This window comes from Streptomyces sp. NPDC060209 (genome assembly GCF_042728155.1).
GTDB lineage: Bacteria > Actinomycetota > Actinomycetes > Streptomycetales > Streptomycetaceae > Streptomyces.
On the sequence record NZ_JBHWZS010000260.1, the window covers coordinates 1 to 12,129 of the forward strand.

Annotated in this window: 11 protein-coding genes; 6 read left to right on the top strand and 5 right to left on the bottom strand. The window is 71.9% G+C overall.

Features of this window, described 5'->3' with window-relative positions; genetic code table 11:
* Positions 1–50: 50 nt before the first annotated feature.
* Positions 51–461 (bottom strand): hypothetical protein, encoded by a 411-nt coding sequence (locus tag ACFWFI_RS33495; RefSeq protein ID WP_387397715.1) that lies wholly within the window; start codon positions 459–461, stop codon positions 51–53.
* Positions 462–591: 130 nt separating this feature from the next.
* Between ACFWFI_RS33495 and ACFWFI_RS33500 the strand changes: the two genes are divergently transcribed.
* The 4 genes from ACFWFI_RS33500 to ACFWFI_RS33515 all read left to right on the top strand — a co-directional run bounded on the left by ACFWFI_RS33500 (position 592) and on the right by ACFWFI_RS33515 (position 3,763).
* The gene (locus ACFWFI_RS33500; protein ID WP_387397736.1) at positions 592–1,449 is read left to right on the top strand and encodes a hypothetical protein; all 858 of its coding nucleotides are present in this window, start codon (positions 592–594) and stop codon (positions 1,447–1,449) included.
* 9 nt (positions 1,450–1,458) lie between these two features.
* Complete coding sequence (locus tag ACFWFI_RS33505) at positions 1,459–2,463, top strand: endonuclease/exonuclease/phosphatase family protein (protein ID WP_387397718.1); 1,005 nt, start codon at positions 1,459–1,461, stop codon at positions 2,461–2,463.
* An 88-nt stretch (positions 2,464–2,551) separates the two neighbouring features.
* On the top strand, positions 2,552–3,493 hold the full coding sequence (locus ACFWFI_RS33510; protein WP_387397721.1) for an NADP-dependent oxidoreductase: 942 nt from the start codon (positions 2,552–2,554) through the stop codon (positions 3,491–3,493).
* A gap of 24 nt (positions 3,494–3,517) precedes the next feature.
* Entirely contained in the window at positions 3,518–3,763 is a 246-nt protein-coding gene (locus tag ACFWFI_RS33515) for a DUF2630 family protein (RefSeq protein ID WP_387397723.1), read from the top strand.
* Between the two features lie 48 nt (positions 3,764–3,811).
* Here the strand turns inward: ACFWFI_RS33515 and ACFWFI_RS33520 are convergent, their stop codons facing one another.
* Together ACFWFI_RS33520 and ACFWFI_RS33525 are read right to left on the bottom strand one after the other, a co-directional pair.
* Positions 3,812–4,216: an RNA-binding S4 domain-containing protein gene (locus ACFWFI_RS33520; RefSeq protein ID WP_387397726.1), complete on the bottom strand. Its 405-nt coding sequence runs from the start codon at positions 4,214–4,216 to the stop codon at positions 3,812–3,814.
* A 212-nt stretch (positions 4,217–4,428) separates the two neighbouring features.
* A complete protein-coding gene (locus tag ACFWFI_RS33525) occupies positions 4,429–6,489 on the bottom strand; it encodes a PhoX family protein (protein ID WP_387397729.1) in 2,061 nt (686 codons plus the stop codon).
* A 293-nt stretch (positions 6,490–6,782) separates the two neighbouring features.
* Between ACFWFI_RS33525 and ACFWFI_RS33530 the strand changes: the two genes are divergently transcribed.
* Positions 6,783–8,477 carry a VWA domain-containing protein gene (locus ACFWFI_RS33530; protein WP_387397732.1) on the top strand — a complete coding sequence of 565 codons (1,695 nt, stop codon included), beginning with the start codon at positions 6,783–6,785 and terminating at the stop codon, positions 8,475–8,477.
* Here the strand turns inward: ACFWFI_RS33530 and ACFWFI_RS33535 are convergent.
* Positions 8,411–9,607, bottom strand: a complete 1,197-nt coding sequence (locus ACFWFI_RS33535) for a sensor histidine kinase (RefSeq protein WP_387397738.1) — start codon at positions 9,605–9,607, stop codon at positions 8,411–8,413. The two genes, ACFWFI_RS33530 and ACFWFI_RS33535, sit on opposite strands and share 67 nt — an antisense overlap.
* Before the next feature lie 62 nt (positions 9,608–9,669).
* On the bottom strand, positions 9,670–10,323 hold the full coding sequence (locus ACFWFI_RS33540; RefSeq protein ID WP_387397741.1) for a response regulator transcription factor: 654 nt from the start codon (positions 10,321–10,323) through the stop codon (positions 9,670–9,672).
* A 147-nt stretch (positions 10,324–10,470) separates the two neighbouring features.
* Here ACFWFI_RS33540 and metG point away from each other — a divergent pair, with 147 nt between their 5' ends.
* Positions 10,471–12,084: a methionine--tRNA ligase gene (gene metG / locus ACFWFI_RS33545; RefSeq protein ID WP_387397734.1), complete on the top strand. Its 1,614-nt coding sequence runs from the start codon at positions 10,471–10,473 to the stop codon at positions 12,082–12,084.
* Positions 12,085–12,129 lie beyond the last annotated feature (45 nt).

Sequence of the window (12,129 nt, forward strand, 5' to 3'; positions counted from 1 at the left end):
CGCCGGACCGGGTCCGGCGGCCACACCCTGCGTCCGGAAGGACGGCCGGGTCAGTCCTCGCGCGTGTAGTAGGCGTAGAACATCGTGCAGAACATCCCTGCGGCGAGCACCAGTCCGAGCAGACTCGACGCCAGCACACTGTTGCCGTGCAAGCTGTAGAGGAAGCCGATCGCGCCCCCGGTGAGCACGCCGTACGCCGCGGCACGCAGTTCGCGCGGCAGGGCCCACCTGACCTGCACGAGTGCGTAGCAGAGCACCGCGAAGGCCACCCCTGACACGACACCGAGCCAGATCTGACCGCTGGTGGTCGCTCCGCCGTCCCGCTTGATGAAGAAGGCCCAGAAGCCGAGGATCACGCCGAGCGTGAGGGGCATCGCCCAGGCGAGCGGGCTGTGCCCGTGCCGCGCCGGGGTGCGCGACTGCGTTCGACGGCGCGTCGGCATCGTTGCGTGTGTGGTCATGGCGCACAGCTCCTTCCGTCCGCCCCCGTCCATGTGTTTCCTCCCAGCGCACACCCGGCCGGGCCGCCCGGCAACTCGAATGGCGTACGGCCCGGAGCGCCGCGCCGCCGTCCGGGATTGGCTGGTGCCTGTGCGGACCTATCTCTCAGCGGCTCTGTCGGCGGTACTGCTCGTCCTGCTCGCCGTGCTGGTCCCGTTGAGCGCGCTCTCGGCATGGGTCGATCTGGAGCTCGACGACACCGACCGGTATCTCGCGGCCGTCTCCCCGCTGGCCTCCGACGCGGACGTCCAGGGCACCGTGGCCAACCTGGTCACGGACGAGGCGATGAAGGACATCGACGTCGGGCCGCTCCAGGAGACCGTCGAGCGGTTCCTGCACGAATCCGCCCTGTCGTTCACCACGACCGAGGCCTTCCAGCGGGCCTGGGACAGCGCGAACCGGACGGCGCACCGGGCCGTGACCGCCTCGCTGCACGGCGACGACGGGGAGGCGGTGACCATCGACCTGGCGCCGGTGATCGAGGAGGTCAAGAATGAACTGGTCAGCAGCGGAGTGCCGTTCGCCGAGCAGATCCCGGTCCGGGAGACCTCGATCACCGTGCTCTCCGCCGACCGCGCCGACGAGCTGCGGTCCTCGTTCCGCCGGCTGCGGTACTGCAGCGTCTGGCCGGCCGTCGGCACGGTGGTGCTGCTCGTCCTGGTGCTCGGTCTCGCGTTCGTACGCGGCGGCCCGCGGGCGGGTCTGACGACCGCGGCCGTGGCAGGCGGCGGGCTGGTGCTCGGCGCGGCCCTGCTGCGGATCGCCGTCGCCGTCGGCCGGGACCGGGTGCTGGACCAGGTGCCCGGTACGGACCGGGGCGGAGCCGCCGCCGTGTACGACGCGCTGACCGCCTCCCTGCGGACGACGGTGTGGATCGTGCTCCTCGTGGGGGCGGTCCTGGCGGTCGGCGGCGTGGTGGGACGGGTCATGGCTGCCCGGCGGGGGTAGGGCTCCGGTGTGAGCAGCAGCGCCGCGAGGGCGGCCGTGGGGGGCGGGGTCCGCCCGCGTGGGCGGGGACGCGCCGCCGCCGGCGGGTGCGCCGTGCTCGCCCTGTCCTGTACCACCCTCGTCCTCGGCTTCCGCGCCGCGGACGCCGACGGCCCGACGCCGGTGCCCCAGGCTCTCGCCTTCCTGCCCTGGCTGCTCGTCCCCGGCGGCGCGGCCCTCGCCCTCGCGGGCATCGCCCGGTGGCGTACGGGGATGGTCTGGGCGGCCGTGGTGCTCGCGGCCACCGGCTGGTACGCCAGGCCCTACGGTCCGGCGACGACGGGTGCGCGCGGCCCCGTCCTGGCCGAGCTGAGCGTGCTGACCTCGAACGTGGAGTTCGGCGGCGCCACCGATGCGCTGATCGGCGCGGTCCGGCGCGAACGGCCCGACCTCGTCTTCGTGCAGGAATGCGACCTGCTCTGCGCCGACGCCCTCGCCGCACGCATCCCGGAGGCCGAGTACCCGCACCGCGATGTCGTCCGCCTCGACGGTTCGCTCGGCTCCGCCCTGCTCAGCCGGTATCCGCTGAGGCCTGCCGAAGCCGTCGACGGTGTGATGGCGATGCCGGGTTCGGTGGCCACCGTCGCGGGGAAGGACGTACGGCTGCAGCTCGCGCACCCGTTGCCGCCGGTGCCCGGCGGGGTCTCGGGATGGCGGGAGGAGCTCGGCCGGATCAGGGACTTCGCGGCGGGGGCCAAGGACGGGCCGGTCCTGCTCGCGGGCGACTTCAACGCCTCCCAGGACCACGCCGCCTTCCGCGAGGTGCTCGACGCGGGCGCGCTCCACGACAGCGCGAGGATCGCCGGGAAGTCCCGTACACACACCTGGCCCGCCGACCGCCGTACACCCCTGCGCACCCAGATCGACCATGTCCTGGTCAGCGCCGACTTCTCCGTACGGTCCGCCCGCTTCCTGGACCTGAGCGGCACCGACCACCGTGCCCTGCTCGTCTCGCTGGCCCTCCACGACGGCTGATCCCGCGCCCCGGGCCGACGTGCGCGGGTGCGTGGGGCGGGCGACAGTGGGATGCGTGAGAGCAGGGGGCGAGTGAGAGGTCTGCCGTATGCGAGCCATCGCCGTCAGCGCGTTCCGTGCGGAGCCCCGTCTCGTCGAGCTGCCGAAGCCCGATCCCGAGGCGGGCGAGGTTCGGGTGAAGGTCGAGTACGCGGCGCTCAACCCTCTCGACTGGCAGACCGCGGACGGCGCTCCGGGCGAGGCCGTCCCGCCCGTGTTCCCGCTCGTCCTGGGCACCGACTTCGCGGGCCGGGTGGACATGATCGGCAGCGGCGACAACACCTTCCGGGTGGGCGACCCGGTCTTCGGCCGGGTGACGGCGCCGCCGCTCGGGCGCTGCGGCGCGTACGGCGAATACCTGTGCGTCCCCCAGGACTCCGCGATCGCCCTTGTCCCGCGTGACATGCCGCTCCAGGCCGCCGCGGCGCTCCCGTCGGCCGGGACGACCGCCGCGCAGATCCTGTCGAGCACGGCCGTGCGCAGCGGACTGAGCCTGCTCGTCATCGGGGCCACGGGCGGCGTCGGCAGCTTCCTGACCCAGCTCGCGGCGGCGCGTGGCATAGGGGTCGTCGCCGCCGTACGGGGCGAGGAGGGGCGACGGATGGGGGCGCTCGGCGCCACCGCCACCGTCGATACGACCTCCGGTCCCGAAGCGCTGGCAGCCGCGGTGCGCGCCCTGTACCCGGACGGCGTCGACGCGCTCGTCGACCTCGTCTCCACGGACGCCGCATCGTTCGCCGCCCACGCCGCCCTGCTGCGCGACGGCGGGGTCGCGGTCACCACGCGGAGCGTGGCGGCGCCGCCCGGCGTCGCCTGGTCCGACTTCCGGCTCGCCCCCAGCGCCGTGCTGCTGGACGAGCTGGCCTCGGCGGTGGCGCGCGGGGAGCTGGACGTGCCCATCGACATGGAGCTCCCACTGGAGAAGGCGCCGCAGGCCCTCGCCCAGAACCGCGCGGGCGGGGCACGCGGCAAGACCGTCTTCGCCATCTGAAGGACACCGGAACGGGAGAGGCTCATGGCCGAACAGGACATCTTCGACGACATCGACGGGCTCATCACCGAGGAACGCGCCCTGCGCGCCCGCTCCACCGCGGAACTGGGCCTCTCCGCCGAGGAGCGGGCGCGGCTGCGCGAGGTCGAGGTCCAACTGGACCAGTGCTGGGACCTGCTGCGACAGCGGCGCGCGCTCAGTGAGTACGGCGAGGACCCCTCGGAGGCGAGAGTGCGCCCCGCCGGCGAGGTGGAGGGCTACCAGAGCTAGGGGGTTTCGTTCGGATCAGGCGAGCCCGCATGATCCGAACGAGAGGCCCTAGTCCGGGTCCGGGCCCCTGCCCTGAAGGCGTTCCATCTCGCGGCGGTCCCGCTTGGTCGGGCGGCCCGTGCCCCGGTCGCGGACCGGGATCTGGATCGCCGTCTCGCGCGGTGGCGGGGGCGGGCTGTTGTCGACGAAGCACTCGGCCGCGACCGGCGGCCCCACACGCTTCTTCACGACCTTCGAGACGACCACGATCCGGTCCCGGCCCGCGTGCCGGAGCCGCACCTCGTCGCCCGTGTGCAGCGCCTGGGCGGGCTTGGCCCGTTCGCCGTTGACCCGCACGTGCCCCGCCCGGCAGGCGGCAGCCGCCTGCGACCGGGTCTTCGTCAGCCGGACCGACCAGATCCAGACGTCGACCCGGACACTTCCCTCCGCCTGGGGCGCCTCACCGGAAACCATGCACCCGACTCTAATGCGGTGAGGCGCCCGGACGGGGTCAGGAACCGAAGTCGCCGATGACCTCGGACATGTTGTAGCTGTACATCTCACGCTTGCACCCGGGGCACGCGCTGGTCGGGGCGTGCTCGCCGAGGGAGTAGAGCTGCGGGGCGAAGCCGTCGCCGCGGCCGTGCGCGACGTAGAGATCCTCCGGCCGCGGCCCTCCGGACGGCTCAGACTCCGATGTCGCTGCCGTCCTTGCGCCAGACGGCGACGACCGACGGGCGGACGATCCTGCCCGGCCCGTCCGGCCAGGCGCTCGCCGGCTTCTCGACGGAGGCGCCGTCGACCTCTCCCGGGTGCTGCACGGCGACGAGGACGCGACGGTCCTGGATCACCGGTCCGCAGGTCTCGGCACCGGTGGGAACGGTCAGGAACTGCTTCAGCTCCCCCCGTCGTTCGCCCATCGTCGCGACGCCGAACAGACCGTCGTGCGAACCCAGCTGGTTGCCGTCCGTGGATATCCACAGGTTGCCGTGGTCGTCGAAGGCCACGTTGTCCGGGCAGGAGATGGGGCTGACCTTCTCCTTCGGGAAGCCCGAGAAGTACGTCGACGGGTCCTCCGGGTCGCCCGCCACGAGGAAGAGCCGCCAGGCGAACCCGTCGCCCGCGGGGTCGTCCCAGTGCTCCGCGAGCTCCAGGATCTGGCCGTGCTTGTTGGCGTTGCGCGGGTTGGCCTCGTCCGCGCCGGCCTTGCCCGCCTTGCCGCGGTCGGTGTTGTTGGTCAGGGCGACATAGACCCGGCCGGTGCGCGGCGAGGGCTCGACGTCCTCGGGGCGGTCCATCTTCGTCGCGCCGACCTTGTCACCGGCCAGACGGGTGAAGACGTACACCTCCTCGGCCGTCATGCCCGGGACGTGCGAGGTGGTGCCCGTGGCGAGCGGGATCCAGACGCCGCTCCCGTCGAACTCTCCGTCGGAGGGGAGCTTGCCCGTGCCGTCGAACTCCGCGGCCGGGGAGTCGCCGGTCAGCTTGGCGACGTACAGCGTCCCCTCGTCCAGCAGCGTGAGGTTGTGCTCCCGGGCCGCCCGCGAGTTCCCCTTCTTCATCCGCTTGCTGGAGACGAACTTGTAGAAGTAGTCGAACCGTTCGTCGTCGCCCATGTAGACCACGGGACGGCCGTCGGCGGTCAGCCGTGGCTGCGCCGCCTCGTGCTTGAACCGGCCGAGCGCGGTCCGCTTGCGGGGCGTGGAGTCGGGGTCGTAGGGGTCGAGCTCGACGACCCAGCCGAAACGGTGCGCCTCGTTGGGCTCCTGCGCCAGGTCGAAACGCTTGTCGAACCGCTCCCACTTGCGCTCCGTCGCGGCCGTGCCGATGCCGTACCGCTTGTCGGTGTCGCTGGAACCGTTGGCGAAGTACTGGTTGAAATTCTCCTCGCCGTGCAGCGTGGTGCCCCACGGAGTGGTGCCGCCCGCGCAGTTGTTGAGGGTGCCGAGCACCTTGCGGCCGGTGCGGTCGGCGGAGGTACGGAGCAGCGGGCTGCCGGCGGCCGGGCCCGTGACCCGGAATTCGCTGGTCGCGGTGAGACGGCGGTTCAGCGGGTGGCGGTTGACCGGTGCGAGCTTGCCGGTGCGGTTCTCCTCCTGGACGACGACCACGGAGAGTCCGTGTGCCGCCCAGGCGATCTCGACCTGCTCACGGGTCGGACTGGCCGGATCGTATCCACGGAACATCAGGATCTCGTCCGTGTACTCGTGGTTGGCGACCAGCACCTGACGGCCGCGTTCACCCCGGAGCGGGAGCAGGGAGAGGAAGTCGTTGTTGTAACCGAACTGGCCCGCCTGCGCCTTCGCGGACTGCCTGTCCGGGTCGAAGGCGGGAGCGCCGCGCAGGATCGGTTCGCCCCAGCGGATCACCACGTTCTGGCCGTAGCCGTCGGGGATCGTGACCTTGTCGTCCTTGTTGGGCGCCACGGCCGCGAAGCGCAGGCCCCGGGCGCCCGGGGCTGTGGGCTTCGGTTTGCCGCCGGTTCGGCCCGCGAGCGGCGCGGCCTCGGCAGCCGGGGCCGCCGGGCCGGCGAGAGCGGCGGTCCCGGCGGCGGTGGCCACGGTGACCACGGCGGCGGCGCGCATCATCGAACGGCGTGACAGGGCACCGGCGATGATGTCGCCGGCGTACTCGTTGTCGCTGGTGTTCGGGATCTCCTGGAAACAGGCGTCACCGCAGCGGTAGCGGCAGGTCAGCGCAGAGCGCCCGCCCGGGTGCGAGCCGATGAGCGGCAGCAGATTGCGCACGTTTTCGTCCCTCCGTCTGTGTGTCACGCGTGACGGTAGGTGCGCATCCACGCCATCCGTGGGACTGCCGGTGAACAGAGGGTGAAGTCCGGGACACACCGCTGCTCTCCCGGCCGTTCGGGCCTCCGCCCAGGACTCGGTGAAGACTCGGTTGGAGCTCGGTTGACACAGGGGCGGGCCGCGCCGCCGAACGGCCGGATCCGGCCGCTAACCTTACGTATCCGCCCTGGCCAGGGATCAATTCCCGCAGTACGGACATTTATCGCACCCAACTCATGCGAAAGGCCTCGCCCATGGGCATTCGGAGCTTGCTGCGCAAGGTGTTCGGCCGGACGGAGCAGGACGAGCCGACCACGGCCACCGTCCCGCCCCAGGCCGAGCGCACCCAGCCCACGGAGACGGAGTCGGAGACCGCCACTTCGGCGGCCGAGCCCGCGAAGGCCTCGGTACCGGCCCCGGCCTCCTCCTCGGACCGGTCCGCCGGTGCCGAGCACGACAGCGGACAGGCGTCGGACCTGGTGGCGGCGGCCTTCGACAAGGCGGCCGCGACCTCGGCGACCACGTCGACCGCCACGCCGGCGCCGAGGGTTCCGGCCCAGGGGTCGGACCCGGAGGCGAAGCCGTCCGCGGACGCTTCGGACGCCGGGAAGGACGCGGCTGCTGAGGCCGCCTCCGAGACGGAGCCGGCCGCCGCGGCGCCGATCACGATCGACATCGACCCGGAGCCGGAGGCGGAGGCCGAGGCGGCTCCCGTCGTGGCACCTGTTGTGACAGGCGAGCCGGAATCCGCGGTCGAGACCGCTCCTGAGGCCGAGGTCGTGTCCGAGCCGGCCGAGGCCGTCGCGGCGCCACCTGCGGTCGAGGAGCCTTCCGCCGTTGAGGCACCTGCGGTCGAGGAGCCTTCCGCCGCTGAGGCACCTGTTGCCGAGGCACCTGCCGACAAGGCGGAGGCGGCTCCCGAGCCGGTCGCCGTCGAGGACCCGGTAGCCGAGACGCCCGCCGCCGGGCCGAAGGCCGAAGCGCCGGTCGAGCCGAAGGCCGAGGCGGCCACCGAGCCGGAAGCCGCGCCCGAGGCTGTTGTCGAACCGGAAGCCGCGCCCGAGGCGCCGAAGGCCCAGGCGGCCGCCGAGCCGGTCGTCGAGCCGGTCGCCGCGACCACGCCCGTCGCCGAAGCCGCACCCGAGGTGGCACCCGAGCCCGTCGCCGCCGCAGAGCCGGTCGTCGCCGAACCGGTCGCCGCCCCCGAGCCCGTCGCCGCCGAACCGGTCGCCGAGCCGAAGTCCGCCGCCCCCGCCGGCAAGCCCGCCGTCGCCCTCGCCCGGGTCAAGGCCGCGGCACCCGAGCTCGTCGCCCCGTACAAGGCGGCGCAGGCCGGGCTCAAGGCTCACGGGCTCACCGGGCTGCGGGCCACCGTGTATCTCGTGCTCGACCGCTCCGGGTCCATGCGCCCGTTCTACAAGGACGGCAGCGCCCAGCACCTGGGTGACCGCACCCTGGCGCTCGCCGCACACCTCGACGCGAACGCCACCGTGCCCGTCGTCTTCTTCTCGACCGACATCGACGGCACCGGCGCTGTCGACCTCACCGCCCACGAAGGCCGGATCGACGAGCTGCACGCGGGCCTCGGCCGCCTGGGCCGTACGAACTACCACCGGGCCGTCGAGGAGATCGTCACGCACTACGAGAAGTCCGCGGCCACCGGCCCGGCACTCGTGATCTTCCAGACGGACGGCGCCCCGGACGCCAAGGTGGCGGCCAAGCAGGCCCTGGCGGACGCGGCACGGCTGCCGCTGTTCTTCCAGTTCGTCGCGTTCGGCGACGAGGACGCCAAGGGCTTCGACTTCCTGCGCAGGCTGGACGTCGAGAACGCCGGGTTCTTCCACGCGGGCCCCGCCCCGCGCGAGGTGCCCGACGCGACGTTCTACCGGGAGGTGCTCGCCGGGCTGCCCGCCTGGGCCGCCGCCCGCGGAGTCGTCACGGAGGACTGATCCACCGGCAGCCGTACGGTCACGGCGAGCCCGCCCTCCGGGCCGGGTACCGCCGTGGCCGTACCGCCGTGGGCCACCGCGATAGAACGCACGATCGACAGCCCGAGCCCCGAGCCCTGCCCCATCCGGTCCCGTCCCTCCCCGCGCCGGAACGGCTGGAAGAACCCGGCGATGTCCCCTTCGGCCACCACCGGGCCGGTGTTGAGGACCACCAGGGCACCGTCCGCCGACAATGACACCCGCACCCTGCCGCCGGGCACGTTGTACCGCACCGCGTTGGACAGCAGGTTCGCCACCAGCTGCGCGAGCAGCTGCCGGTTTCCCCGTACGACGCAGGTCCCGGCGGTGACCGTGACCTCCGGGCGGGACGCCGGCGGACGCTCCGTCGCCGTCAGGGGCCGGGCGGTCTCCTCCGCCACCACCTGCGCCAGGTCGACCGCCGCGCGCTCGCTGTTCGCCAGCCCCCGTTCGCTGCGCGCCAGCACCAGCAGGCCCTCGATGAGCCGCTCACTGCGCCGGTTGTTGTCCAACAGCGTCTGCCGGGTTCGTACGAGGTCCTCCGGCGACGGATCGTCGAGACCCACCTGGATCGCCGCCCGCTGGGTGGCCAGCGGGGTCCGCAGCTCGTGCGAGGCGTTGGCGATGAACCGCCGCTGGCTGTCGAATGCCTTCTCCAGCCGCGCCAGCAGCGCGTCGAGCGTCTCCCCCAGCTCCTTCAGCTCGTCGTCCGGGCCACTGGACGCGATCCGCTCGTGCAGGGTGTGCTCGGAGAGCCGTCGCGCCTTCGCGGTCATCGCGTGGACAGGCCGCAGCACCCGGCCCGCGGTCCACCAGCCCACCCCGACGGCGCACCCCGTCATGACGAGCAGCGCGGCGGCCGACCAGTACAGGAGCTCCCTGCTCGCGGCGTCACTGACGTCGTCGGTGAGGTCGTAGACCGTGGGCGGTCCGAGGCGGCCCCGTGCGTGGAGGGGGCCGTTGACCGCGAACCCGGGCTGGGCGACGGCGGCCGAGGTGGCGATGGCGCGTGCCTGCGAGTCCGTGCCGGCCCGCGACGCCAGATTGACCGTGGCGAGCAGTGCCGTACCGAGGACCAGGAAGACCCCGCCGTACACGAGGGCGATCCGCATCCGGATCGTCGAGTGCCGGACCTGCGGGGCCCCGGTCGCCCGCACCAGCCTCAGCAGCCGGCTCACAGGGCGTACCCGACGCCCTGCACGGTGCGGATCAGCGCCGGCTCCCCCAGCTTGGCACGCAGCTTGCTCATGCAGACACGGACGGCGCCCGTGAAGGGGTCGGCGTTGGCGTCCCAGGCCCGCTCCAGCAGTTCCTCCGCGCTGACCGTGCCGCCGTCGGCCTCCAGCAGCAGCTGCAGCACGGTGAACTCCTTCGGTGACAGATCCAGGTCCCGCCCCTCCCGGGTGGCGGCCCGGCGCACGCTGTCGAGCCGGATGCCGTGTCTCTCCAGCTGCGGCGGAACGGGCCGGGCGCTGCGCCGCCGCAGGGCGCGCACCCGGGACACCAGCTCGGGGAATTCGAAGGGCTTGCTCACATAGTCGTCGGCGCCCAGGTCGAGCCCTTCCACCCGGTCCTCCATGGTCCCGGAGGCGGTGAGCATCAGGATCCTGGTGCGCGAGCCGGCGGACACGAGCCTGCGGGCCACGTCGTCGCCGTGCACCCGGGGAAGATCACGGTCCAGGACGACGACGTCGTAGTCGTGCAGTCCGAGATAGGCGAGCGCCGCGTCGCCGCTGTACACGGTGTCGACGGCGAATCCGGCCCGCCGCAGCCCGGTCGCCACCAGCTCCGCCAGAATCTCCTCGTCCTCGGCGACCAGTACCCGCATCGTGTTGTCCCCTGCCTCGTGCACGCGTGCCCACTCCTCCCAGGATGCGTCTTTGGTACGGGAAAGGATGTTTCGCAAAGCTCTCCGCGGCCGGGCCCGCCGATATCGATGTGAGTGGATCTCCCACGGACCGTTAGGATTTCGACCATGGCGGCCACTGGATCCGAGAAGCAAGGGGGCGACGGCGTGAAGAGTTTCTACGTATCGACCCCCATCTACTACGTCAACGACGCTCCTCACCTGGGGCACGCCTATACGACCGTCGCCGGCGACGTGCTCACCCGCTGGCACCGTCAGCGCGGCGAGAAGGTGTGGTACCTCACCGGCACGGACGAGCACGGTCAGAAGATCATGCGCACGGCCGAGGCGAACAACGTCACGCCCCAGGCCTGGTGCGACAAGCTCGTCGAGGAGGCCTGGAAGCCCCTCTGGGAGCATCTGAACATCGCGAACGACGACTTCATCCGTACGACGGAGAAGCGGCACACGGACCGTGTGCAGGAGTTCGTGCAGGACCTGTTCGACAAGGATCAGATCTACAAGGGCGGGTACGAAGGCCCGTACTGCGTGGGCTGCGAGGAGTACAAGCTCCCCGGCGACCTGATCGAGGCCGAGGACGGCACGAAGCTGTGCCCGATCCACAAGAAGCCGGTGGAGCTCCTCAAGGAGGAGAACTACTTCTTCAAGCTGAGCGAGTACGGCCCGAAGCTCATGGAGTTCTACGCGGCCAACCCGGGCTTCATCCAGCCCGAGTCCGCCCGCAACGAGATCATGAACTTCGTCAAGCAGGGCCTGCAGGACCTGTCGATCTCCCGCTCCACCTTCGACTGGGGCGTCCCGGTCCCCTGGGACCCGAAGCACGTCATCTACGTGTGGATCGACGCGCTGCTGAACTACGCGACGGCGGTCGGCTACGGCGCCAACCAGGAGAAGTTCGACTCCACCTTCCCGGCGGACGTTCACCTGATCGGCAAGGACATCCTCCGCTTCCACTCGGTCATCTGGCCGGCCATGCTGATGGCGCAGGGTCTTCCGCTGCCCGGCAAGGTCGTCGCCAACGGCTGGCTGATGGTCGGCGGCGAGAAGATGTCCAAGTCGAACCTGACCGGCATCAAGCCGCAGGACCTGACCTCGCACTTCGGCGTGGACGCGTACCGCTGGTACTTCCTGCGGGCCATCGCGTACGGCAGCGACGGCTCGTTCTCCTGGGAGGACTTCAGCGCCCGCTACACCTCCGAGCTCGCCAACGACTACGGCAACCTCGCCTCGCGCGTCGCGGCCATGGTCGGCAAGTACTTCGGCGGCGCGCTCCCGGAGGCCACGGCGGCCGGTGACGCGGAGCGAGCGGTCCAGGAGGGCCTGGCCGAGGCCGTCGCCACGGCCGACGCCAAGGTCGGCGAGGAGCTGGACTTCCAGGGCGGCATCCTGGCGATCTTCGACTTCGTGAAGCAGGTCAACGGCTACATCACCGAGCAGGAGCCCTGGAAGGTCGCCAAGGACACGTCGCCGGAGGGCCAGGCCCGGCTGGCGACCATCCTGTACACGGCTGCCGAGTCCCTGCGCGGTGTGGCGGTCCTGCTGAACGCCGTGATGCCGGACACCTCGCAGAAGCTTTGGGAGTCCCTGGGCGCCGAGGCGTCCTTGGGCGCCCTGGCGGACCAGCGGGTCCAGGACGCGGGCCAGTGGGGCCGGCTGCCCGTCGGCTCGACGGTGACCAAGGGCGCGGTGCTGTTCCCGCGCCTGGAGGAGAAGCCCGCCTGAGCGGCGCACGCAACGCAGGAGCCCGGGTCCCGGACACATCGGGAC